This window comes from Vreelandella aquamarina (assembly GCF_900110265.1).
Classification (GTDB): Bacteria; Pseudomonadota; Gammaproteobacteria; order Pseudomonadales; family Halomonadaceae; genus Vreelandella; species Vreelandella aquamarina.
On sequence record NZ_FODB01000033.1, the window covers coordinates 1 to 23748 of the forward strand.

The window sequence follows — 23748 nt, forward strand, 5'->3', positions numbered from 1 at the left end:
ACCCTCAGGAATAGCGCCAGTCAAGGCGCTGCGCGCCATGCCTGGCGCACAACGAAGAATCCCGGCCACGCGGCCGGGATTTTTTATGCGCTCTGGGCGTTTAACCCGCCATGTCTAGCACAATACGCCCTTCGATTTTACCGTCTATCATGCGCTGAAAAACATCGTTGATATTGTCCAGTGTATCCGTTGCGACGGTGGCTTCCACTTTACCTTCCGCCGCAAAATCGAGCGCTTCCTGAAGGTCGCTACGCGTACCGACAATCGAGCCACGAATAGTGATCCCATTGAGCACGGTGCTAAAGATGGGCAGTGGAAAATCCCCTGGCGGTAAGCCATTAAGTACCAGCGTACCGCCACGGCGCAGCATATTTTGCGCCTGATCGAAGGCCTTCGGCGACACTGCGGTGACCAGCGCACCATGGGCACCGCCAATGGTCTTTTTAAGGTATGCCGCGGGGTCGGTTTTCATGGCGTTTACCGTAACCGTCGCGCCCAAGCGCTCAGCCAGCGCCAGCTTGCCGTCATCAATATCGACAGCCGCCACGTTAAGCCCCATGGCTTTGGCATACTGCACTGCCATGTGGCCAAGGCCACCAATGCCCGAAATCACCACCCATTGGCCGGGGCGGGTATCGGTCATTTTTAAACCTTTATAAACCGTTACGCCGGCACACAGCACCGGAGCCAGCTCGACAAAGCCAACGTTATCCGGCAGCCGACCCACATACCCCGCATCGGCCAAGGTATAGTCGGCAAACCCACCATTAACGCTGTAACCGGTATTTTGCTGGGACTCACATAAGGTTTCCCAGCCGCCTAAGCAGTGTTCGCAAAAACCGCAGGCCGAGTAGAGCCAAGGAACACCAATACGGTCGCCCTCTTTGACATGGGAGACACCGGCCCCGACCGCCACAACATGCCCAACGCCTTCATGCCCTGGAATAAAGGGAGGTGAAGGTTTGACTGGCCAGTCGCCGTGCACTGCGTGTAGATCCGTATGGCAGACCCCCGAGGCCGCCACCTTCATCAATACCTCCCCCTGCTTTGGGCGTGGAACATCGACTTCTTCTATGACTAACGGCTGTCCGAACTCGCGCACGACGGCCGCCCGCATTGTATTATCCATGATTCGACTCCTAATAATGGTTAACGGAAGTTCTAAGCTGCTCTTATCCGTAGAGTTAGCGCCAGAGGATGTGCAGCATCGCCCGGCCTAGGCCGGGCGATGGGACGACATAACAAACGTTTAGAAGAACCCAAGCGGATTGATATCGTAGCTGACCAGCAGGCTTTTGGTTTGCTGGTAATGCCCAAGCGCCATTTTATGGGTTTCACGACCAACGCCTGACTTCTTGTAGCCGCCGAAGGCTACGTGGGCGGGGTACTGGTGATAGCAGTTTGTCCAGACGCGACCCGCTTGAATGCCACGCCCCATGCGGAAGGCCACGTTAATATCGCGGCTCCAAACGCCCGCGCCCAAGCCAAACTCGGTGTCGTTGGCAATCGCCAGCGCTTCCTCTTCGTCTTTAAAGGTGGTCACCGCCACTACCGGGCCGAAGATCTCTTCTTGGAACACGCGCATCTGGTTGTTACCTTTCAGCAGCGTCGGCTGAATGTAGTAACCGCTGTTAATGCTTTCATCCAGCGTTTCTTTGTCGCCACCGGTAAGGAATTCAGCGCCTTCATCCCGAGCGATATCCATGTACGACATAATCTTATCGAACTGCTCTTGGGATGCCTGAGCGCCCACCTGGACGTCGGTATCCAGCGGGTTACCCCGTTTGATGGTCTTGGTGCGCTCAATGACTTTCGCCATGAACTCGTCGTACATGCTCTCTTGAATCAGCGCCCGCGACGGGCAGGTGCACACTTCGCCCTGGTTAAAGAAGGCCAGCACCAGCCCCTCTACCGCCTTATCAATAAACGTCGGCTCGGCGTTCATAATATCGGCAAAGTAGATATTCGGAGATTTGCCGCCTAGCTCCACCGTGGAAGGAATAATATTCTCTGCCGCGCACTTCAAAATATGTGAGCCCACCGGCGTCGAGCCGGTAAAGGCGATCTTAGCGATGCGTTTACTGGTAGCCAGCGCTTGGCCTGCCTCTGCGCCAAAGCCATTAACGATGTTCAGCACGCCTGGAGGCAACAGATCGCCGATCACTTCTACCACTTTCAAAATTGACGCTGGGGTTTGTTCGGCAGGCTTCAGCACCACGCAGTTACCCGCTGCCAGCGCCGGACCTAGTTTCCAAGCCGCCATCAAAATCGGGAAGTTCCACGGAATAATTTGCCCTACCACGCCCAACGGCTCGTGGAAGTGGTACGCCACCGTGTTGGCATCAATATCAGCGGCGGTGCCCTCTTGGGAGCGCAGGCAGCCTGCAAAGTAGCGGAAGTGGTCAACAGCCAGCGGAATGTCCGCATTGAGGGTTTCACGCACCGCTTTGCCGTTGTCCCACGTTTCGGCCACGGCCAGCATTTCGAGGTTTTGCTCGAGACGGTCGGCGATTTTGAGCAGGATGTTACTGCGCTCTTGTACCGAGGTCTTGCCCCACGCCGGAGCGGCTTTATGGGCGGCATCCAGCGCTTTTTCGATATCTTCAGCGCTAGAGCGGGGAATTTCACAGAACACTTTGCCATTAACTGGGCTAATGTTGTCGAAGTATTGGCCCTTCACTGGGGGAACAAACTCACCGCCAATGTAGTTACCATAGCGTTTCTCAAACGAAACAACAGAGCCCGCTTCACCTGGGTTGGCGTAGATCATGGTACTGCTCCTGAGTATTATGATTATTAAAAGGTGCCTACCCAGTGTTGGTCATTCGCGCCATTCTCGATATAGCCCGATGGCAGGACGCACCCTCATCCCTTGGAAGGAGACGCCATGTACTCGCTGTTAGTCGCAGATGATCATCCGCTGTTCCGCGATGCGCTGCACGCGGTGATCAGCAGCGGATTCACCGATGCCCAACTGCTGGAAACCGACAGCCTAGCGGGGGCCATGGCACACATTGAAGCCTTGGAAGGGTTAGACCTGCTGCTCTTAGATTTAAGCCTGCCGGATGCCGATGGGTTAGAGGGGCTGAAAACCCTACGGGAGACCTTCCCCGGGCTGCCCGTTGCCATCGTGTCAGCCCATCAAGAGCGCCAGCTGGTGCTGGATGCGATTACTCTGGGGGCCGTGGGCTATATTCCAAAATCAACGCCAAGGGAGCAGCTTCTTAGCGCGCTACAGCAAATTCTCCAGGGCCAACTCTACCTGCCCGCCGATATCATGCGACGCCCTCCTCCCCGAGCAATACCTGCGGCAGCAGGCGAAGATTCGGAGGATAAACCGAGCCGCCTGCCCCGGCTCACCGACAAACAGCTAGACGTGTTGGGCTGTATGAGTCAGGGAATGTCCAACAAGCAGATTGCCCGAGAACTGGACATTGCTGAAACCACGGTAAAGACCCATGTATCGGCTATTTTGCGAAAACTGGGCGCCACCAGCCGGGTACACGCCATTGTGATGGCCGGAGAGGAGGATTTAAACGGCTACATCGCCAAGCGAATGGCGCGTTAACGGCCCTCTAACAGCGTACCTAACAGCATCTTCAAGCGCAGTGGTTTAAGCGGTTTTAACAAGCAGTGCATTCCCGCCTCTCGGGTGGCCCGCTTTAACGAAGCTTCATGGTTGGCGGTAATTACCACTGTGGCTAACCCAGGATAGCGGCGGCGCAGCCGAGCAGCTAAGTCGATGCCGTTCTCACGGTGCTCCCCTAAATGGTAATCCACCAGCAGCACCGCCGGGCGCTCGCCGTCGCTAGCCGCTTCCAGCGCGCTCACCGTCGCCGCTGCCCGTACCCGACACCCCCAACTGCCCAGCAGCGCCTGCATCCCTTCGGTAATGGCGGGGTCATCATCCACCACCCACACCACACAGCCCTGCAGCGGGTCATCGCCCCACTGCGCGGATGGCACCGGGCTGGATGCGCCTTCTAACGCGCCGCAAGAGGCTGCGTAGGGCACCAAAATAGAGAACAGCGAGCCATGACCTAGCCGTGATGCCAGTGTGACGGGGTGATCCAACATGGTACTAATACGATCGACAATGGCTAGACCCAGCCCCAGGCCGCGACTGTGGTTGGCCTGTGGCTGGCTGGCGCGACGAAACTCCAGAAAAATGGCTTTGCGCTGGGGCTCTGGAATACCGGGGCCAGTATCACCCACCATAATCTCCAGGCCATCGGCCCGGCGGCGGCAGCCTAACAGCAGGTGGCCGTGCTCGGTGTAGCGCACCGCATTGCTAAGGAAATTACGCACCACCCGCGCCAGCAGCGCTAAATCGGACTCCACCCACACCCGCGAAGGTACATAGTGAAGGGTGAGCCCGCGTACCCCTGCCACTTGGCGATACTCCTCCGCCAGCGCATCCAGCAGCGTACTTACGGCAAAGGGAGCTTTATCGGCATGAAGCACTCCGGCATCTAAGCGGGAAATATCCACCAGCGTCCCAAGCAAGCCCTCGACATCTTTCAGCGAGCGCCCGATATGGCCGACAAGCGCCTGGGAGGACTCAGGTAGTGCATGGGTTTCCAGGGCGCTGGCAAACAGCCGTGCCGCATTGAGCGGTTGTAAAAGGTCATGGCTAACGGCGGCCAAAAACTTGGTTTTAGAGACGTTAGCCGCGTGGGCTTCAGCGTTGGCTGCCAGCAAACGAGCATTGACCTGGCTTAGTTCATCCAACGTGCGGTGCAGCGCGTCGGTGCGCTCGCGCACCTGTTCGGCAAGCAGCACCGAGCGCTCAAAGGCTGCATAGGGCGCGCCATTAGGGCTACCGCCGGATTCCACTCGCTCCATTAACGCCGTACACACTTTGCGTAGTCGGTGGTTCTCTTCACGCAGGGCCGCAATATCATCGCCTTGTTGCGAATCAGGGAGTTGGAAGAGCGCCAAAGGCCACCCCCGTAAACGTCTGGTTCACATGCATGCCGTGGTGCTGCTCGCCGTAGGTATTAAATCCCACGACACGGGCTTGGCGCAGCAGCGTCGATGCCTGGTCAAGTTGCCCCAACGACTCCAGCGCCATCCGTCGCAAAAAGCAGTCGCAGCCAATAATCGCAGCGGGCTCGCCTAAGCGGGCTTCCACTCGCTGCAGCATATGGGCTAAATCGGTGAGCAGCGGCGTGGGCTGCATGGCAGTCAGCACAATGCCGTTTTCCACCGCGCAGTAGAAGCTCAGGCTGCCGTCATCATTAACCCGTTGAATCGAGCGAATATAGTGCTGGCCGCCCAGGTGTACCGCCAGCGGGTGCTGGGCAAAAATGGGAGGCGCAAGCGCCTCAACCGAACAGCCCACCAGCGCGGCATACAGTTCGGCCGCGGGGACACCGTTAAGCTCCAGCACGCGGCGGCGCTCACGATCCGCAGCGGTGACCACTAGCTTGTGCTCGAGTGGCTCAAGGTGGTGGGTGGAGAATACTTCAAACGGTAGCCGAGTATTCATCATGACCACCACCGCCGCACGGGTATGGAAGCGCCCGTTGGCGTATACATGGGTATGGGTTAAGTGGTTATCGTCCCCTGCGGAACCGCCAAAGCTTGGGATGCGCCCCAAGGCCGCATCCAGCGTTGCCAGCACCTGCTCTTCACGGCTGGATAGCCCATCCAGCAGCGTCAGGGCAAAGCTGTGCTCGTTGACCGGTGCGACAGCTTGGCGACGACAGCGCTCCAGTAGCCCATCGACCAGCGGTTGAGCGGTGGGCAAATCAAAGTGTTCGAGGTCATCGATCAGCGCGGTCTCGACGGCAAACAAGCGTCTATCGAAACAGATGGCGACAATAGAGCCGCGATCGTAGCCATCGGGCGTCAGCTCACCTGCCGTCGTACAGCCACTGACTGGAAGCTCACCAAACGCCTGACAAAGCGCGTCCGCTAGCTGCGACAACGGATACTCAGCGCTACAAAAGAACAGCACGAAACCGGCGTGCTCGTGACACAGCGCGAGAGCCAGCGCATGGGCAGCATCCTGAGGGTTGGGCTCACGGCTCGCGGCCGCACTCAAACCATGATTAGTGAAGTGGGTGGTCACGACGCCATCTCTCCAGCGCGGCATAAGTTCGTGCAGCGCAGTGACGCAGCGTGTCAAAACACGCTGTTAGCGCCTCGAGCGATGCCTCGTCAAGCGCAGCCATGCTCTCCAACCGCTTGGCTTGCGCAGCCAACTGCTCTGCGCCCATGCTCACTGACTCGCCCCGCAGTTGATGCGCTAGCCGCTCGACCTGACGCCAGTGGTCACGACTCGATGTGCTCCCAGCAGCAAAGTAGCCAGAAAGCTGGGCAATGTAGTCGCTCGCCTGCTGATGATAGAGCACCGCCAGTTGATCGACACTATCAGCCCCGAGCGAGCCGACGAGGGTGGCCAACGTCGTTTCATTGAGTAGGGCCGCGTCGCCTTCTTCCTGACGCAACGCAGAAGGGATCGGCGTCATCAGTGTTGGTGTCGTTGACAGCTGCAGCGCCAACACGTTGCCCAGCGCCAACAGCGAGAGCGGCTTGGTGATGTAGTCATTCATACCCGCAGCGAGACAGCGGCGACGATCATCCTCTGCTCCCCCTGCGGTCATGGCCACGATGGGCACCTCGCTGCACCAGCCGCCCATTTCACGCAATCGCTGGGTCACCGTCACGCCGTCGATATCAGGAAGCTGTATGTCCATAAAAATAAGATGTACCTGCTGGCGTCGTACCATGGCAAGGGCTTCGCGGCCGTTTTCTGCGCACACCACCTCGCAACCAAGTCGCGACAAAAGTCCCACCGCGACTTTGCGATTGACCGCATTGTCCTCGACCAGCAGCAACGAGGTACCGTCAAAATCTCGCGCTGGCTCAACGGGCAGTGGGGAGCTGACAGGAGAAGCCTCGACTAATGGCAGTTCGCACCAAAACGTACTGCCTAGACCCGGCGTGCTGTCGACACCCAGACGTCCCTGCATGGCTTCGCTCAGCCGTTTACAGATTGCCAATCCCAAACCGGTGCCGCCGTAGCGGCGCGCGACGCTCTCATCCGCCTGCTGAAAGGGTTCGAAGAGTGTCTCTTGCTGTTCACTGTTCAAACCACAACCGGTATCGCTGATATCAAAAAGCAAATGCCCGACGGTCGAGGAGACGCGTACCGAGACGCTGCCGTAGTCAGTGAATTTGATCGCATTGGCAATGAGATTGAGCAGTATCTGTCGCAGACGCCCCGCATCAATCATGACCCATGCTGGCACGAGTGGGTCCACATGAAGCGATAGTTGCAGCCCTTTTGCTTGCGCTCTTGGCTCGAATAGCGCCATGACACCTTCGACTAGCGGCGTCAGCGCCGTAGGCGACGTCTCCAGGGTCAAATGGCCGGCCTCGATTTTAGAAAAATCGAGGATCTCATTGATCATCGCCAGTAACTGATTGGCACTATCGTGAATAGTGCGAGCATAGTCTTCGACCTGGGCGGGGCTGGCGGGCTCGCGCAGCAGCTCGCTCATGCCAATCACACCATTGAGCGGCGTACGAATTTCGTGACTGACCATGGCGAGAAAGTCTGACTTTGCATGATTGGCCGCTTGGGCCTGCTTCGCTGTGACCTGGAGCTGTTTACTGAGCTGCTCTTGTTCTCGACGCGCCGCTGCGCTTTCGCGCATTTCACGCACCAAAAAGACGATGACCGTCAACACGGCAAAGCTGATTCCAATCAGCAGCGAAATGAGCAGCTTATAGAGCGTACTTAGCAGCGCCCTCTCTTCGGTGGCGGATTCCGCTAGATAACCGTTGATCGCAATCACCAAGCGCTCGGTCAAACGGGTAAGCGATTGAAGCTCGCTCTCCAAGGCCGTGACGGGCAGCCGATCCATATCCTCGTGGGGTTCGAACATGGGATCGAGGGCGTCGAGCTGCTGCTGAATCTGATCCAATAGCTCGCTCGCTGCACTGATACTTTGCAATAGAGAACTAATCTCTCCCTCTCGCAGCAGGGTGATCCGGCTATAGAGCAATTCGAAGCGAAGATTGAGGGCATCCTGGGCGGCAGGCGATAGTCGGCCCCGCGTGTCGGCCAACAAATGATTGAGCAATTGCACGGCATCGCGGTCGAGTTTATAGACCACCCAGGCGGTGTCCTCTCGCAAACTCTGCGTCAAATTATCCTGCCGCCATGCCGAAAGGCCAGCCACCACCAACGCAACCGCAAACAGCAGTACGGTGATAATCGCTACCAGCTTGAGGCGGCGCGGGTAGCGTAGCAGGCGGGGTGCCCGAGCGGACTCACTAACGGACATTGATGTGCATGACCTGCCATACTGCCCTGAAACGCATACGCTCGCTCAACAGCGCCTCATCATGGTCGAATGGATATAGCACCCATAGTGGGCCATATTCGCGGATAGGAATGGCCTGCCCGTCCCGCTCTAGTGCCAAAATAACGTCGTAGTCGTAAAAATCCTCAATAGGAATTTCGGCCTCATAACCGTTCAAGGCCGCTACGTTAATGGTGTTGCCTTCGGCCCCTGCATGCTCGAGCAGTGTGCGCATCAGCGGGCCGCGGTAGTGGCTCGCTCCCTCGGTCCACGGTGTACCGGTCGTAAAAGCGTGCTGCGGCAGCGCGCCCAACATCTCACGGTCAAAATGAGCCTCTTCCTCGACGTTGGCTGCCGTTACTTCACCATCTATTTTGAGGATGACGGGCCCATCAGGAGTGGCCAATTTATCCACGCCTGCCTCAGCCGCGTCCGCTAGCCCCGTATGGGGAATGCTGAACGCCAGCATAGTCCACCCCAATAACAACGCTTTCACCATCGACTCCTCGTATCGCAGTGCCTAAACGACGCAGCAGCGGCCACTCCAGGCAATAAAAAAAGAGATGGCGTTAGGGTACGCCATCTCTTTTCATTGGTCAGTCGAATGTCGACTTTTTTACTTAGTGATGAGAAATGTAGCGGAGATGTCGTTAAGTACTCAGCTTCTCGACCGGCTCGAACCGAACGAGTTCTTCGTAGGCATGCCAGCTAGCGTGACCAAGCACGGGCAGTATGAGGGCCAGACCGATGTAGAAGGTCATCACCCCAACGACGACGCAGCCGGTTAAAATAGCAGCCCATAACAGCATGGTCCGGAAGTTACGCGCCACGCAGCGCACGCTAGCCTCGATGCCTTCCATGAACGTCAGATCTTGATCCATCAGAGTTGGAATAGCGACCACGCTAATGGCGAAAGCGCCAAAGGCAAGAATGCCACCTGCCACTGTGCCAACGGCCAGCATACTCAGGCCTTCCTGCGTGGTTACCAGCGTAGTGTATAGCGTTGCCGGGCTGGGCACTTCAAATCCAAAGAACAGCGCAAACAGCAGCGTAGCCAGACGTATCCAGGCGAGAAAGAAGATCATCATCATGACGCCCATCATGGCAAGTTGCCCAGCATGGGGCCGCCAGCTACCAAACGCATCGCCCAAGTTCGGGGTACGTCCGCGCTCAAGGGCAAGGCTAATGCCATAGGAACCAACGGCCACCAGTGGCCCGATAAACATGAAGCCAGCAATCATTGGCAATAGCCAATACCAGTAACCCAGCGTGTAAGCACCAAGGGTAATGGCAATACTCAACCCCACCCAAAACATGCCATACGAAAGACTGACGGCAGTCGCACGGCGGAAGTCTTCCATACCGGCGGCAAGCCAAGCCTTTGGTCTGTCCATCCCGACTTTGTTGATGATAATTTTAACGTTCGGCGCACCGGATGAGTGGTCGTGTGTTTTTGTTGTTACTGCATTCATGGCGTAACTCCTGTGATTTACCCCAGATGGCTGTCACTGACCCAAGCACCAAGGGAAATAGCTACCATGTGTATTGATGACCATTAATCCAACGTTAATGGCTTAATGTTCTATTAATGTAGCTGAGCCGCTGCTTCGCGAATGCTTTTGAAGGCACTCAGTACAAAAAATCCTTCATCGGCGCTTTTAACGACAATTAATTCGATGCGTTAGCGTTTCGTTATATTCGAGCCAAAAAAAAGCTCCAAGCCGGGGCTTGGAGCTTTATGACGCACGTTGCGCTTACCGCACGATCATCACCGACACTTTAGCGTGGTGAACGACATGCTCGGCGTTGGGGCCCAGTACGTAATCGACGAATTTACGCTTAGTATGGGATGCCATCACAATTAAATCGGCATCAATCTTCTTGCCGACCTTGATGATGGCCTCCCATGGTGAGCCATCAACAATCACACTTTGGGTTTTGATCCCTTCAGGCACATGTTCCTGAATGAATTTATGCTGCGCTTCTTTCACCGCCGCATGCGCTTTTTCAGAGAAGTTTTTCGGAAAGTAAGCGCCAACCATGGGCATTTTAAATTCCGGTAGTACCGTCACCACGTGCAGCGATGCGCCAAAGGTTTGGCACAGCGTTATCGCCGTGGGCAACGCTTTCTTCCATGAGGCCTCTTCGTTCAAGTCTACGGGGAGTAGCACTTTATGGTACATAGCAACCTCCTTAAACAGCGGCCACTTCGTTGGCTTCTTCACGACGCCGACGGCGACGCTGCATCACGACGACCAAGCCAAAGATGCCGAGTGCGGGTAACCACATCCACTCTTTTGTCCAACGATCTACCGGGGCCAGCACTTCGAGGATCTCTTGATCGAAATCGAAGCCTAGCTCAGCCGCCTGACTGCCGAACTCGACGAAATCGACCAGGGTTTGGTCGCCATCTTCGTAAAGCTCTATGCCCAGGTTGGCCATGCGCTCTTCGCCTGTTTCACCGCGCGGCACGGGGACGAGCATATAGGTGGTCATCGGCGCCCCGAAATCGTCTTCACCGGCAATTTGCACGCGCAGGTTGCTACCGTCATCGACCCGGCCCAGTGCCTCGGCAAATTGCGCAGGTGGCACCGACTCGTAGGGGTCATGGATTTTATCCATCCAGAAGCCAGGGCGGAACAAGGTGAAGGCCACTAACAGTAGGAGCAGCGACTCATACCAGCGGTTCCGAGTCAGCATGTAGCCTTGTGTACCTGCCGCAAAGATCAGCATGGCGATGGTGGCGACAATAAACACCACAATGCCCTGCATCACCGTGACATCGATCAACAGCAAATCCGTGTTGAAGATGAACAGGAACGGCAGTGCGGCGGTACGCAGGCTGTAGTAAAACGCCTGGAAGCCGGTACGTAGCGGGTCACCGCCAGAAACTGCCGCCGCAGCAAAAGAGGCCAGCCCCACAGGCGGCGTGACATCCGCCATGATGCCGAAGTAGAACACGAACAGGTGCACAGCAATTAGCGGTACGATCAGGCCATTTTGCTGGCCCAGCAGCACAATCACCGGAGCCATCAGCGCCGATACCACGATGTAGTTCGCCGTTGTTGGCAAGCCCATACCCAGAATCAAACTCAGCAGAGCCGTCAGCAGTAGAATCATCATCAGGTTACCGCCTGAGAGAATTTCCACTACGTCCGCGAGCACTAGGCCTACCCCCGTTTGGGAGACCGCACCCACGACGATACCCGCCGTGGCAGTCGCAATACCGATACCAATCATGTTGCGGGCACCCGTCACCAGGCCATCCCACAGATCCTTAAAGCCTTCTTTGATATCGGCCGCCATTTGGCTGCGGCCACGGAAAATCGCGATGATCGGGCGCTGGGTAACCATGATGAAAATCATAAACATGGTGGCCCAGAACGCTGACAACCCAGGCGAAAGGCGCTCCACCATCAAGCACCACACCAACACGACAACCGGCAGAATATAGTGTAGGCCGACCATGACCGTCGGGCGAGTTTGCGGCAGCTTCACGACCTCTGAGTTGGGGTCGTCCATCTCCAGCTCAGGGTAGTTAGCGCCTACTTTCAACAAGCCGACATATACAATCGCCAGCCCTACAGAGACCACCCAGGGGGTCGCTTCACCCAGTACCGGCTTTAACCAGCCCAAGCCGTAGTAGACGGCGATGGAGAGGCCCATCAGCAGCAGCAAACCGGTCATAAAGCCGATCACTTTGTTCAGCAACGGGCGTGCCGGATTGCTGGACGGCAGGCCTTTCATATTGGCCTTGAGCGCTTCCAAGTGAACAATGTAGATCAGCGCGATATAGGAGATCAGCGCCGGTAAGAAAGCGTGCTTGATGACGTCGACATAAGGAATACCCACGTATTCCACCATCAAGAAAGCAGCAGCCCCCATGACGGGCGGCATGATCTGGCCATTCACCGAAGACGATACTTCCACCGCCCCCGCTTTTTCCGCGCTAAAGCCGACTCGCTTCATCATCGGAATCGTAAAGGTGCCAGTGGTAACGGTATTGGCAATCGACGACCCCGAGATCAAACCAGTCATACCAGAGGCTACCACTGCCGCTTTGGCTGGGCCGCCTTTGAAGTGGCCAAGCAGCGAGAACGCCACTTTGATGAAGTAGTTACCGGCGCCCGCTTTATCCAGCAACGCACCAAACAGTACAAACAGGAAAACAAAGCTGGTCGAGACCCCCAGCGCAATACCAAACACCCCTTGGGTACCTAGCCACTGGTGGTTAATCAAACCACCCAGACTAACGCCGCGGTGGGCCAAAATGCCCGGCATGTAAGGGCCAAACAACGAGTAAGCAATAAACACCGCCGCCACGATCATCAGGGGCGGCCCTAATGCGCGACGAGTCGCCTCTAACAGCATCAGAATGCCAACAACGCCCACGATAATATCCTGGGTAATCGGCAACCCAGGCCGCTGGGCCAAATCAGCATAGAAAATAAACAGATAGGCGCCGCAAAACGCCGCTACCGCTGCCAATGCCCAATCAGCTAAGGGCACACGATCACGAGGAGAGCGCTTAAAGGCGGGGTACGCCATAAAGGCTAAAAAGAGCGCAAACGCTAAATGAATCGAGCGCGCTTCCGTGGCGCTAAATACGCCGAAGCCAACAATATAGGGAAGTGGCGATGCAATCCATAGCTGAAACAGCGACCACACTGCTGCAATACTCACCAGCAGCTTACCGGGTACGCCTAAGGGTTTCCGTGCCCCTGTATCGCTGGAAGCGACCATATCCTCCAGGTCGTTCTCAGCGGCTGCCGAAGGTTGTTTGTCATCACGCATACGCTTGCCCTGCCTAATGGTCAGCGCTGACAATCAGCGCTCTCAACAAGAAGCGCGGACACCCAAGGTGCCCGCGCTTTGCAACTCAAAGCGACGCTACTCACCTTCCGTCAGTAGCATCACTCTTTTTACGACTTATTCGATCCAGCCACGCTCACGGTAGTAACGTGCCGCACCATCGTGCAGCGGCGCGGTCAAGCCGTCAGAGATCATGTCTTCTTCGTTGAGGTTCTCGAACGCCGGGTGCAGACGCTTGAAGCGATCGAAGTTTTCGAATACTGCTTTCACCGTTTCGTAAACAATGTCTTCATCAACAGCGGTGGAAGAAACGAAGGTTGCCGCCACACCGAAAGTTTCGACATCTTCGTCGTTACCACGGTAAAGGCCACCCGGAATCACAGAACGGGTGTAGTAGGGGTACTCTTCGATCAAACCGTCGATTTCGTCACCGGTCACAGAGACCAGACGCGCATCAATGGTGGTGGTCGCTTCTTGGATAGAGCCGTTCGGGTGGCCTACCACGTACACCATGGCATCGATGTTGTTGTCAGACAGGGCAGCTGCCTGCTCAGCCGCGTCGAGCTGAGACGCCAGTGCGAAGGTGTCTTCATCCCAACCGAACGCATCCATGACCACGTCCATGGTATTGCGCTGGCCAGAACCAGGGTTACCGATGTTGACGCGCTTGCCTGGGAAATCGCTGATGTCCTCGATTCCGGAATCCGCGCGGGCCACCACGGTCAGCGGCTCACCGTGCATGGTGAAGACGGCACGCATATCTTCCCAAGCGCCTTCTTCTTCAAAGTTGGACTCACCGTGGTAAGCGCGGTACTGAACGTCAGACTGCACAACGCCCATATCCAGCTCACCGCTCTTCATGCCGTTGACGTTAGCAACGGAACCACCGGTAGACGGGGCGTTACAACGGATGTTGTGCTCATCGCTGCCACGGTTAACCATGCGGCACACCGACTGACCAACGACATAGTAAACACCGGTTTGACCTCCAGTACCGATGGTGATGTAGCGCTCCTGGGCAACGGCCGGAGAGGCAAAGGTTGCCGCCGCAATGAACGCGCCTGAGAAAGCCGCGGTAGAAAATACATGGCGTTTCATGAACACACCTCTTTATCTTGATGTTGTGAGCGTTATGCGCTTTGAAGCCATCTGCAGAACGGCTCCCTTCAGGTGTTTCGGCTCCAAAACGTTGTCAAGACAGTCTGTTATCGATCTCGGCATTTAGTGCCGACTGTTCCTACTTTAGCGAAAAAACTGCTAATTGGCGAAGTACGAGACAATTTTATGCCTGCACCGCAGGCAGCGTGATGACGCTAGCTACTCTCTCAGGAGTTTGGCCTAAGCGCTTTTCCTAAAGGCTTTCACTTAGGCATTGCCATACTTTCTCGCTTGTTTGCACGTCTGTCGCCAGTCTAATAGCCGGTAACGTTTAGTAAACGTTAAACATCATGTCATATTGGCATAGGCCATCGCTTATTGGTTATCTCGATTGATCATTAGACGCTATAGCCCAACACCGTGGGCAGCCAAAGAGCAATGCTGGGAAATATCGCCACCAGTGCCAAAGCGCCCCCCATGGCAACCACAAACAGCAGCGCCCAGCCAATCGTATGCTCTAGGCGTATCTTGGCAACTTCCGTGGTCACCATCAGGTTCACCGCCACCGGAGGCGTAAATTGACCAATGGCAATATTCATCGCCAGCAAAATACCAAACCATACCGGATTCCACTCAAAATGCTGCATCACCGGAATCAGAATTGGCATCATGATCAGATAAATCGAAATCGCATCCAGCAGCATGCCCGCCACCAGTACCGCCAACATCACCAGTATCAACAGCAAGACGCCGTTATCAGTCAGGCTGATGATCCATTCCGCTAAATGGCGGAAGGTGCCGAGCATCGTGCCTGACCAGGCAAAAATTCCCGCCAGTGCGATAATCAGCATCACTACGCCAGAGATAATCGCCGCTTCCCCCAGTAGCTCCCACACATCCCGAAGTGTCAGCTCTCGGGTAAGAAACAGGCCTACCACCGCCCCATAGGCAACGGCCACCACGGCGGCTTCCGTGGGGGTAAACAGTCCTGAGCGCAGCCCACCTAAAATCAGCACTGGCGCAAACAAAGCAGGCAGCGCCTCGCGGAAGGTTCCGCGTACCGTCAGTTTTTCGGCTCCCTCTACCGGCGTGCCTTCCCAACCGTAACGCTTGGCGACCAGCATCGCCGGTACCAGCAGCGCCAAACCCGCTAGCACACCAGGGAAAAGCCCTGCGGCGAACAGCGCACGCAGATCAACGCCCGGCACCACAATCGAGTAGAGAATCAGCGCCACTGAAGGCGGAATTAAGATAGCCGTGGATGCCGAAGCCGCAATGAGCGTGGCCGAAAACGGCTTGGGGTAGCCTGCTTTCGTCATGCTAGGCAGCATCACCATGGCCACGGCAGCGGCGTCAGCGGGGCCAGAGCCGCTCATGCCGCCCATAATCATGCACACCAATACCGCAACCAGCGCCAGCCCACCGTGACGGGGCCCAATGAGCGCCTGGGCAAAACGCACCAAACGCAGCGCCACGCCTGCTCGCTCAAAAATCAGCCCGGTGAGAATAAACAGTGGAATCGCAATGAGAGGGTATTTAGCGATGCTGTTATAGGTATTGGTACCCAGGGTGGCCAGCATATCCGGCGAGAGCCCAAGCACGATGCCCACCGCACCAGAAAGCGCCAAGGAAAACGCCACCGGTACGCCAGCAATTAACAGCCCGGCAAATGCCAAAATCATCCAAATATCAGGCGTCACTGGTTAGCTCCCCTTTCAAACGGTCACGGGTTTGCTGCACCAAGCGCCATAGCATGGCAGCAGACAAAATAGGCAGCCACACCAAGTACCACCACTGGGGCAGGCCTAACCCAGGCGACAGTGACTCCCACTGATATTCCTGCCACGCCAACTTGCCGCCATACCAAGTAATTAAACCCAATACGATCAGGCCACACAGGGCTTGAAAAAGAATCAGCGCGCCCCGCCACCGCTCAGGCAGGGCACGCTCTAAAAAGCCAATGCGGATATGCCGGTCGCGGCGTAATGCTACCGACGCACCGGCAAAGGTCAGCACGACCAATAGAAAGACGGAAAACTCTTCCGTGAACGAAAATGAGCCACCTGTAAGGTAACGAGTGATCACATTACCCAGGCTAATCAATGAAATCACAATCAGCGCCAGCGCACCTAGCCAGCGCTCTGGGCGTGCATCAGGAAAGCCTTTCATGGCAGCCTCACAGCAAAGAACCGCCGCCCTGGTTAAGCGGCAGTCAAAACCCTCGAAGAATTAACGTGCGTCGATAGCGGCTTGGGCGGCATTTACCACCTCTTCACCAATGCGCGGAGTCCATTTTTCGTACACCGACTGAGTGGCATCCACAAACGCCTGGTACTGCTCATCGGTCAGCTCGGTTACCGTGACACCACGCTCTTGAATCGCGGCTAAACGCTCGCTCTCCTGCTCACGGGTCATGGCAATTTCCCACGCGCCCGCTTCTTCGGCTGTCTCACGCAGCATGGCCTGCTGCTCTTCACTCAGCGACTGCCATACCTGCTGATTAACGGCAAAAACAAGCGGGTCGTTCATGTAGTTCCAGAGCGTTAGATGCTCTTGGCCCACCTGGTCAATACGCGCCACATCAAATACGGAAAGCGGGTTCTCCTGGCCATCGACCGCACCCGTGGTGAGGGCCGGTTGGGCGTCGGTCCAGCTCATCTGCGTAGGGTCAGCGCCTAAAGCGGAGAACGTATCCTGGAACAGCGGCGAGCCCACTACACGGATCTTCAGGCCATCCAGATCCTCCGGCTGGCTGATAGGGCCACGGGAGTTGGATACCTGACGGAAGCCATTTTCCCCCCAGGCCAGCGGAATAACGCCACGGGACTCAATCGCCTCGAACACCATAGTGCCCGCATCCCCGCCGGTCACGGCATCGACAGCGGTTTCATCAGGAATAAAGAACGGCAAAGAGAACAGGTTCAATTCCGGCACTTGGGGCGACCAGTTGATGGTTGAACCCACGGCGGCATCAATCAGCCCAGAGCGCATGGCGGAAAACTCGCGGGTTTGGTCACCCGACACCAGCTGAGAGTTGGGGTAGACCCGCAGAGTGAGTTCACCACCGCTGCGCTCTTCTACCAATTCCGCCCACTTCTCGGCGGCTTGGCCCCAAGGAAAAGCATCCGATAGCACGGTAGAGACCGAGAGTTCGCGCGCTTGCGCGGAAAAAGCAGCCGAGAGCAGTGCAGCGCCAGCTAAGCCAGCGGTAAAACGAGCCATAGAGCGTGTCAGCGTCATTATTATCGATCCTTTTTATCCGTTCTTTTTTTATCAATACTTTTTGCGGTTCTTATGAGATGCCCGGCCCAGTGAAAGGCAACAGGCACACGCCCATTGTAGGCAGTTAGCAAGCGAAAGGAAGCCATCTAAGGTCGGTCTTGGCAACTCAGTGAGTTATCCTCAGGTGTCTACTTCGCAAAACGCCCCGCGCATCAGCGTCAGGGCGTTTCATAGGCTTGCGCTAAAAGGCTACTCGCCAGAGCATGAAATAGCGCATTACTCAGGGCGGCAAAAACCGGCCAGCGCAGGCACCGAGACACAGTCGCCTACCTGTATGCCACGTTCCGCAAAGTAACCCGCGTTAACTTCCAGCGCCGCATGGTAGGCCGTCCCGGCAGGATAAGAGGGGCACTCCTGGGGGGCATCAGATTCGCAGGGTGGCATCGTGTTTATAGCAACGATGCGCCCTTCGCCGTCGATATACGCGATATCCAGCGGAATCAGCGTGCGGTACATCCAAAAGGCGTTACCAGCGGGCTGCTCACGCTCGAAGCGAAACAGCATGCCTCGTGTTTCTGGCAGATGTTCACGTCCCATCAGGCCGCGCTGGCGCTGGGAAGCGGTTTCGGCGACTTCGACATCGAGACGGTGCGGGCCACCTTCGCTATGGATCGCCAGCGGCAGCGTGTTGGCTGGCGCGGGTTCAGCTGCCCAAGCCGCTAACAGCGACAGGGGTAAACAGGCGGCAAGCGAAACACCGGCAGCGGTTTTCAGCAGTTGGCGGCGTGTCAGGGTCATAACAGGTTCCTTTTGTTGTGTGATGCCGTGTGGGTACGCTGCGCGGGCATAAGATGAATCCCCTCAGCCAGCAGCGAGACGTGCACCCTTTCCCCCAAGCTAAGCTGGTTACGTTTGGCCGCGTGGGTGGCGATGTCGAAACGTAGCATATCTCCGTGGGAAACACGCAGCGAGATTGATGTCATGCCACCCAACACCACCATTTCACTGACCGTCGCCGCCACCGGGTTTTCGCGTTCGCCTTGGGAAGGCCGTCCCCGACGATGCAGTACAATATCCGACGACGGCAGGTACCAGGCCAATGACTCTCCTACTTCACACTGGGCGATACCTTCGCTGACTTCTAGCAGCCATTCCCCCCACTGCAAGCGTCGCCCATGGACCGTCTCGACAACCTGCCCGGTAAAAACGTTATGGCGATCCAGCAGCCTAGCGACAAGCGGCGAAGCGGGCTGTCGAAACAGCGCTTCAGGTGTGCCCTGCTGCAGGCTTACCCCGTTATGCAACACGCAGATTTGATCGGCGAGCGCGGTGGCTTCTTCCAAGTCGTGGGTGACGAGAATAATGGGGATAGAAATTTGCTGGCGCAGTAGCGCCAGCTCACGCTGCAAGCGGCGGCGAGTCACCTGATCCACCGCAGAGAACGGCTCATCCAGCAGCAGCGCTTGGGGTTCTCTGGCCAAGGCGCGAGCCAAGGCCACTCGCTGGCGCTGGCCGCCGGAAAGCTCGCTGGGGTAGCGCGCCTCTAAGCCTTCCAAGCGCACTTTAGTGAGCCACTGAACAGCCTGTTCACGCCTTTGAGCGCGGGGCAGGTGTCCTATGGCTAGCTGAACGTTCTGCAGCGCCGTTAGATGAGGGAACAGCGCATAATCCTGAAACACCATACCAATCTGGCGCGCTTGCGGCGGCAGTGAGTGGCGCTGGCCGCTTTGGGCCAGAAACCACTCCCTGCCCGCGCAGCTCACTCTGCCCTGCTGAGGCTGGTAAAGCCCGGCAATGGTGCGCAGCAAGGTAGTTTTACCACTTCCCGATGGCCCGACCAGCGCCAGCAGCTCCCCAGGGGCGCAGCGAAACGAGGCATTGAGCGGAATCGGGCCAGCCTGTTGGGCCGTCACTATCAGATCATCCACGTGACCACCTGCGCTTGCCAGCGAGCCCATAGACAAGGCCTAAGGTTGCCAGAGAAATGGCCAGCAAGAGGGCAGACATGCTCGCCGCGCCCTGCTCGTCAAAGGCCTGTACGCGGTCATAAATGGCAATAGAGAGCGTGCGGGTCTCGCCATCAATCGCACCGCCGACCAGCAAAATCACGCCAAACTCGCCCAGTGTGTGCGCAAAGGTTAGCGCTGCCGCCGACAAAATGCCCGGCCACACCAGCGGCAATTCAATACGCCACAGGGTTTGCCATGGGCTTAGCCCACTGCACCACGCAGCCTCACGCAGGTTCGCAGGCACATGCTCAAAGGCACGCTGAATCGGCTGAATAGCAAAGGGGAGATTGGCAATCAGAGAAGCCAACAAAATACCGCTAAAGGTAAAGTTGAGCCCGCCCCCTGTCAGCGCCGCCCAGGCACCGCCTAACGGCGCATCGCGGCCAAACTGCTGAAGCAGATAAAACCCCAGCACCGTAGGCGGTAGCACCAGCGGCAGCGCAATCAGCGCCTCACACAGCCCCTTGCCACGGAACTGTGCGGTCGCCAGCACGCGCCCCCACCAAATGCCTAGAGGTAATAAGAAGAGACAGGTAAACGCCGCGAGCCGCAGCGAGACAGAGAACGCCGACCAGTCCATTAATCGGTACTAAATCCGTAGGTTTCAAAAATCGCTTTCGCATCCGCCTGTTGCAGCCACTCGTAAAACGCGTGAGCCACTTCTCCAGCCTGCGGCGTTAACACCATGCGCTGGCGCAGCGGCGTATGCCACGTTTCAGGCATCAACACCGCCTCGCTGCGCTCAGCCAACGCAGGTGCCACCGCTAACGAATAAGCCACCAAACCACCTCGCGCCTCGTCGGAAAGGGCAAACTGCATCGCCTGGGAGACATTCTCCCCTTGCACCCGCAGCGGTTCGCTGGCTTCCCATAGGCCCGCCTTTTGCAACACGTCTCGGGCAGCCACGCCGTAAGGGGCGTGTTCAGGGCTAGCAATGGCGATACGCAGCCGCTGCCCCTCTTCCCAGGCGGTAATGGCCTCCTGCACGCCGGCAAGCGGCGCTTGCTCACTGGGTACGGAGTAACGGCCAGCCGGCTGTACCCAGGCTAGCCGTCCTCGGGCGTAAATCACGCCCGCGTTATCCACGTAGCCCTCGTCGTAAAGCGCCTGAACGAACCCTTCATCTGCTGACAAAAACAGCTCGAAGGGCGCGCCTTGGGCGATTTGACGACGAAAGTTGCCGGAGGAGCCGAAGTTCAGCCGCAGCGTGTGCCCGGTCTGCTGGGTAAACTGGGCGGCGGCTTCCTCCAGGGCGAACTGCAGGCTAGACGCCGCCGCCACGATGGGCGCGCCCGCCATCACAGGCGCGCTTAACAGCCAACCGCATAGCAACAGCAGTAAGCGCATATGCTAGGCCTTTGCGCTGTCGGCGTGTTGCTCGGTAATAGCCATCACTTTCATGGTGTTGGTACCACCGTGGGCGTTCATGTGGTCGCCACGGGTCAGGATGACGTGATCACCCGGCTTGGCGACGCCCTGCTTCACCAACAGCGTAAGGGCTTGGTCGTTAAGCTCGGTGGCGGTCATTTTCGAGGTATCGAAGGGAAGTGAGACCACGCCCCGGTACAGGGCCATACGGCGCTGGGCAATCGGGTTGTGAGCCAACCCCACGATAGGCAGGCCCGAGCGGATGCGCGAGGCGATCAACGGCGTGTAGCCCGAGGCGGTCATGCAAGCAATCGCCACCACGCCGTTCATGTGGTTAGCGGCGTACATCGCCGAAAGGGCGATGGTTTCGTCCGGGCGGGTAAAGCCTTCGTGGATACGATGGCCCGACTCTTGAGCGACCCGCTCACGCTCGGCACCCAGACAAACACGCGCCATCGCTTCTACGGTTTCCAGCGGGTAGTCGCCCGCGGCGGTTTCCGCAGAGAGCATGACCGCATCGCTGCCATCCAGCACCGCGTTCGCCACGTCGAAAACTTCAGCGCGGGTGGGTAGCGGCGCGGAGATCATGCTCTCCATCATTTGGGTGGCGGTAATCACCGCGCGGTTAAGCGAACGGGCGCGTTTAATCATGCGCTTTTGCACGCCGACCAGTTTGGCATCGCCAATTTCCACGCCGAGGTCGCCACGAGCCACCATCACCGCTTCGGAGGCTTCGATAATGCCATCCAGCGTGGCGTCATCGGCCACGGCTTCGGCGCGCTCCACTTTGGCAACGAGGCCAATTTCCTTGCCCTCTTCGCCCAACAGGCGGCGGGCTTCCAGCATATCTTCCGCAGTACGAGGGAAGGAGATCGCCAAGTAATCGACACCAATCTCAACGGCGGTTTTCAGGTCGGTTTTATCTTTTTCCGTTAGCGCGGGAGCCGATAGCCCGCCGCCCTGCTTGTTAATGCCTTTATGATTAGAGAGCTTGCCACCCACCACCACCTCGGTGTGAACCTGCTTGCCCTCTACGCGGGTAACATCCAGCACCACGCGACCATCATCCAGCAGCAGGCGGTCTCCCGCGGTTACATCATCCGCCAGGGTTTTGTAATCGCAGCCGACGCCGTGGATATCACCAGCGTCGCTATCCATGGCCATATCCAGTACAAACGGCTGGCCCTCTTCTAAATAAACCGCCCCCTCTTTAAAGCGAGCAACGCGAATTTTGGGGCCTTGCAAATCGCCCAGCGCGGCCACACTGCGGCCTAGCTGAGCGGCGATTTCACGCACACGGGCAAGGCGGCGGCGATGGTCGTCCGCCGTGCCGTGGGAAAAGTTCAAGCGGACCACATCCACCCCCGCCTTCAACATGGCTTCCAGCACGCCTTCACGGTCACTGGCGGGGCCGAGGGTCGCGACAATTTTGGTACGACGAAGGGGGATATGGGTGTTTGCGCTCATAAATGTCCTAACCGTTCATATAGAGTGGAGTGTCAGCTTATCAGCATAACCCAACCAAGATGACACTCGCATGCACTTGCGGTGGGCTATTCCGCTAAAGTGACGGTAACATCCAGGGGATATTCGTCACAGTTATTGCCATCCCCACCGCGATCCACCACCAGGAATTCCCCTTCGCGCTCCAGCACCGACTGAATCGCGTGCCAAGTACCGGCGCGGTAGTTCACCCCTTGGCGGCCGTCGGTGACAAACGCCTGCACCTCATTTGGCGCAATGGTGTCGCCAGGTGGTGCCACCACCACAATAAAGCGCTCCTGATGCAGCGGCATAAACGCCTGACTGCCCTGGGGGTGGCGCTCTAAAAACGTGAGATTGAGCGGCAGCGTCACTGGCTGGCTGACAAAAATATTGATCAGCGTTCGAGCGTTGTCGCCGAGGGTTTCTACCCTGGCGAGGTCGTGATGGCGCTGGGTGCGCCCGGCGTTAATCGGGAACGATGCGGAGGTGCGGGCATCGATGACGTCTCCAAAGGGCGCAAACGCCTCCGCCGTCAGCGGTTTTGCCGTCAGATTTAACATAGCATCATCCTAACGAGTAATTAGTTGTGGTGGGCTTTCCCAACTCAGATTTTGAGCGCCGCATGGCGGTTAACGTCTTTGTACAACAGGTAGCGGAACGGGCCAGGGCCACCGGCGTAGCACGCCTGAGGGCAGAAGGCGCGTAGCCACATAAAGTCGCCCGCTTCCACTTCGACCCATTGCTGGTTCAAGTGATACACCGCTTTGCCTTCAAGTACGTAGAGGCCGTGTTCCATCACGTGGGTTTCATCAAACGGAATCACGCCGCCCGGCTGAAAGGTAACGATATTGACGTGCATATCGTGGCGCACGTCGTTAGGGTCGACAAAACGCGTCGTGGCCCAGCGGCCTTCGGTGCCCGGCATTTCGATCGGTGCAATCTCCTGCTCATTGGTCACGAAGGCTTTGGGCACTTCCAGACCTTCTACATACTCGTAGGCTTTGCGCACCCAGTGGAAACGCACAGGCTCGCGGGTTTCATTGCGCACCTGCCAGTGGCTGCCAGGTGGAATAAACGCGTAGCCGCCCGGCCCCATCGTATGGCGCTCGCCCGCTAAAGTGAGCGTTAACTCACCCTCCACAATAAACAACACGCCTTCCGCTTGGGGGTCTAGCTCAGGCTTATCGCTACCGCCCTCGGACTGCACTTCCATAATGTACTGGGAGAAGGTTTCTGCAAATCCCGACAGCGGCCGCGCCAGCACCCACAACCGAGTGCCCTCCCAAAACGGCAGGTTGCTGGTCACGATGTCGCGCATCACGCCTTTGGGAATCAGTGCATAGGCTTCGGTAAAGACCGCACGGTCAGCGGTGAGTTGGGTTTGCGGCGGGTGACCACCGGAGGGGGCGTAGTAAGTCGTTTTATTCATTATGATG

Annotated in this window: 21 protein-coding genes; 1 reads left to right on the forward strand and 20 read right to left on the reverse strand. The window is 57.3% G+C overall.

The genetic code is table 11. The annotated features are described in order from the left end of the window. Window positions 1-100: 100 nt before the first annotated feature. Window positions 101-1129 (reverse strand): alcohol dehydrogenase AdhP, encoded by a 1029-nt coding sequence (gene adhP, locus BMY49_RS10265; RefSeq protein ID WP_172416473.1) that lies wholly within the window; start codon window positions 1127-1129, stop codon window positions 101-103. Window positions 1130-1249: 120 nt separating this feature from the next. Next, window positions 1250-2770, reverse strand: coding sequence for an acetaldehyde dehydrogenase ExaC (gene exaC / locus BMY49_RS10270; RefSeq protein WP_062360648.1), 1521 nt, complete (start codon window positions 2768-2770; stop codon window positions 1250-1252). Between the two features lie 117 nt (window positions 2771-2887). Here exaC and BMY49_RS10275 point away from each other — a divergent pair, with 117 nt between their 5' ends. Beyond that, window positions 2888-3568, forward strand: a complete 681-nt coding sequence (locus BMY49_RS10275; RefSeq protein WP_058577195.1) for a response regulator — start codon at window positions 2888-2890, stop codon at window positions 3566-3568. Here BMY49_RS10275 and BMY49_RS10280 read toward each other — a convergent pair. From BMY49_RS10280 to BMY49_RS10365, 18 genes are all read right to left on the reverse strand, one after another. Further along, on the reverse strand, window positions 3565-4941 hold the full coding sequence (locus BMY49_RS10280) for an ATP-binding response regulator (protein ID WP_044628672.1): 1377 nt from the start codon (window positions 4939-4941) through the stop codon (window positions 3565-3567). The two genes, BMY49_RS10275 and BMY49_RS10280, sit on opposite strands and share 4 nt — an antisense overlap. After that, window positions 4919-6076, reverse strand: a complete 1158-nt coding sequence (gene nosP, locus BMY49_RS10285) for a nitric oxide-sensing protein NosP (protein ID WP_228168320.1) — start codon at window positions 6074-6076, stop codon at window positions 4919-4921. The genes BMY49_RS10280 and nosP overlap by 23 nt, the downstream gene beginning before the upstream one ends. Beyond that, on the reverse strand, window positions 6057-8300 hold the full coding sequence (locus BMY49_RS10290) for an ATP-binding protein (RefSeq protein WP_089675519.1): 2244 nt from the start codon (window positions 8298-8300) through the stop codon (window positions 6057-6059). Before BMY49_RS10290 ends, nosP begins: the two co-directional genes overlap by 20 nt. Continuing rightward, window positions 8290-8817: a putative pterin-binding protein gene (locus BMY49_RS10295; RefSeq protein ID WP_054640948.1), complete on the reverse strand. Its 528-nt coding sequence runs from the start codon at window positions 8815-8817 to the stop codon at window positions 8290-8292. The genes BMY49_RS10290 and BMY49_RS10295 overlap by 11 nt, the downstream gene beginning before the upstream one ends. 151 nt (window positions 8818-8968) lie before the next feature. Further along, on the reverse strand, window positions 8969-9790 hold the full coding sequence (locus BMY49_RS10300) for a DUF2189 domain-containing protein (RefSeq protein WP_089675520.1): 822 nt from the start codon (window positions 9788-9790) through the stop codon (window positions 8969-8971). A gap of 282 nt (window positions 9791-10072) precedes the next feature. Beyond that, window positions 10073-10501, reverse strand: a complete 429-nt coding sequence (locus tag BMY49_RS10305; protein WP_044628675.1) for a universal stress protein — start codon at window positions 10499-10501, stop codon at window positions 10073-10075. 10 nt (window positions 10502-10511) lie between these two features. Continuing rightward, a complete protein-coding gene (locus tag BMY49_RS10310; RefSeq protein ID WP_044628676.1) occupies window positions 10512-13112 on the reverse strand; it encodes a TRAP transporter permease in 2601 nt (866 codons plus the stop codon). A gap of 135 nt (window positions 13113-13247) precedes the next feature. Next, window positions 13248-14228, reverse strand: a complete 981-nt coding sequence (locus tag BMY49_RS10315; RefSeq protein ID WP_089675521.1) for a TAXI family TRAP transporter solute-binding subunit — start codon at window positions 14226-14228, stop codon at window positions 13248-13250. Between the two features lie 398 nt (window positions 14229-14626). Next, window positions 14627-15928, reverse strand: coding sequence for a TRAP transporter large permease (locus BMY49_RS10320; protein ID WP_054644999.1), 1302 nt, complete (start codon window positions 15926-15928; stop codon window positions 14627-14629). After that, complete coding sequence (locus BMY49_RS10325; protein ID WP_044628679.1) at window positions 15918-16397, reverse strand: TRAP transporter small permease; 480 nt, start codon at window positions 16395-16397, stop codon at window positions 15918-15920. The genes BMY49_RS10320 and BMY49_RS10325 overlap by 11 nt, the downstream gene beginning before the upstream one ends. Before the next feature lie 60 nt (window positions 16398-16457). Beyond that, window positions 16458-17468 (reverse strand): DctP family TRAP transporter solute-binding subunit, encoded by a 1011-nt coding sequence (locus BMY49_RS10330; protein WP_089675522.1) that lies wholly within the window; start codon window positions 17466-17468, stop codon window positions 16458-16460. Between the two features lie 258 nt (window positions 17469-17726). Then, window positions 17727-18248 (reverse strand): DUF192 domain-containing protein, encoded by a 522-nt coding sequence (locus BMY49_RS10335; RefSeq protein WP_054640950.1) that lies wholly within the window; start codon window positions 18246-18248, stop codon window positions 17727-17729. Continuing rightward, on the reverse strand, window positions 18245-19378 hold the full coding sequence (locus BMY49_RS10340) for an ABC transporter ATP-binding protein (RefSeq protein WP_244154947.1): 1134 nt from the start codon (window positions 19376-19378) through the stop codon (window positions 18245-18247). The genes BMY49_RS10335 and BMY49_RS10340 overlap by 4 nt, the downstream gene beginning before the upstream one ends. Continuing rightward, on the reverse strand, window positions 19371-20039 hold the full coding sequence (gene modB, locus BMY49_RS10345; protein WP_054640951.1) for a molybdate ABC transporter permease subunit: 669 nt from the start codon (window positions 20037-20039) through the stop codon (window positions 19371-19373). Before modB ends, BMY49_RS10340 begins: the two co-directional genes overlap by 8 nt. Continuing rightward, complete coding sequence (gene modA / locus BMY49_RS10350; RefSeq protein WP_074211564.1) at window positions 20039-20806, reverse strand: molybdate ABC transporter substrate-binding protein; 768 nt, start codon at window positions 20804-20806, stop codon at window positions 20039-20041. Before modA ends, modB begins: the two co-directional genes overlap by 1 nt. 3 nt (window positions 20807-20809) lie before the next feature. Continuing rightward, window positions 20810-22294, reverse strand: a complete 1485-nt coding sequence (gene pyk / locus BMY49_RS10355) for a pyruvate kinase (protein WP_054640952.1) — start codon at window positions 22292-22294, stop codon at window positions 20810-20812. A gap of 86 nt (window positions 22295-22380) precedes the next feature. Then, window positions 22381-22872 (reverse strand): ureidoglycolate lyase, encoded by a 492-nt coding sequence (locus BMY49_RS10360; RefSeq protein WP_089675524.1) that lies wholly within the window; start codon window positions 22870-22872, stop codon window positions 22381-22383. A gap of 44 nt (window positions 22873-22916) precedes the next feature. Beyond that, window positions 22917-23741 (reverse strand): bifunctional allantoicase/(S)-ureidoglycine aminohydrolase, encoded by an 825-nt coding sequence (locus BMY49_RS10365; RefSeq protein ID WP_062374104.1) that lies wholly within the window; start codon window positions 23739-23741, stop codon window positions 22917-22919. Window positions 23742-23748 lie beyond the last annotated feature (7 nt).

Excerpts from the sequence above, each read along its gene's own strand:
- adhP (WP_172416473.1), bottom strand. The coding sequence starts at position 1,129 with ATGGATAATACAATGCGGGCGGCCGTCGTGCGCGAGTTCGGACAGCCG.
- exaC (WP_062360648.1), bottom strand. The coding sequence starts at position 2,770 with ATGATCTACGCCAACCCAGGTGAAGCGGGCTCTGTTGTTTCGTTTGAG.
- BMY49_RS10275 (WP_058577195.1), top strand. The coding sequence starts at position 2,888 with ATGTACTCGCTGTTAGTCGCAGATGATCATCCGCTGTTCCGCGATGCG.
- BMY49_RS10290 (WP_089675519.1), bottom strand. The coding sequence starts at position 8,300 with ATGTCCGTTAGTGAGTCCGCTCGGGCACCCCGCCTGCTACGCTACCCG.
- BMY49_RS10295 (WP_054640948.1), bottom strand. The coding sequence starts at position 8,817 with ATGGTGAAAGCGTTGTTATTGGGGTGGACTATGCTGGCGTTCAGCATT.
- BMY49_RS10300 (WP_089675520.1), bottom strand. The coding sequence starts at position 9,790 with ATGAATGCAGTAACAACAAAAACACACGACCACTCATCCGGTGCGCCG.
- BMY49_RS10305 (WP_044628675.1), bottom strand. The coding sequence starts at position 10,501 with ATGTACCATAAAGTGCTACTCCCCGTAGACTTGAACGAAGAGGCCTCA.
- BMY49_RS10310 (WP_044628676.1), bottom strand. The coding sequence starts at position 13,112 with ATGCGTGATGACAAACAACCTTCGGCAGCCGCTGAGAACGACCTGGAG.
- BMY49_RS10315 (WP_089675521.1), bottom strand. The coding sequence starts at position 14,228 with ATGAAACGCCATGTATTTTCTACCGCGGCTTTCTCAGGCGCGTTCATT.
- BMY49_RS10325 (WP_044628679.1), bottom strand. The coding sequence starts at position 16,397 with ATGAAAGGCTTTCCTGATGCACGCCCAGAGCGCTGGCTAGGTGCGCTG.
- BMY49_RS10330 (WP_089675522.1), bottom strand. The coding sequence starts at position 17,468 with ATGACGCTGACACGCTCTATGGCTCGTTTTACCGCTGGCTTAGCTGGC.
- BMY49_RS10335 (WP_054640950.1), bottom strand. The coding sequence starts at position 18,248 with ATGACCCTGACACGCCGCCAACTGCTGAAAACCGCTGCCGGTGTTTCG.
- modB (WP_054640951.1), bottom strand. The coding sequence starts at position 20,039 with ATGGACTGGTCGGCGTTCTCTGTCTCGCTGCGGCTCGCGGCGTTTACC.
- modA (WP_074211564.1), bottom strand. The coding sequence starts at position 20,806 with ATGCGCTTACTGCTGTTGCTATGCGGTTGGCTGTTAAGCGCGCCTGTG.
- pyk (WP_054640952.1), bottom strand. The coding sequence starts at position 22,294 with ATGAGCGCAAACACCCATATCCCCCTTCGTCGTACCAAAATTGTCGCG.
- BMY49_RS10360 (WP_089675524.1), bottom strand. The coding sequence starts at position 22,872 with ATGTTAAATCTGACGGCAAAACCGCTGACGGCGGAGGCGTTTGCGCCC.
- BMY49_RS10365 (WP_062374104.1), bottom strand. The coding sequence starts at position 23,741 with ATGAATAAAACGACTTACTACGCCCCCTCCGGTGGTCACCCGCCGCAA.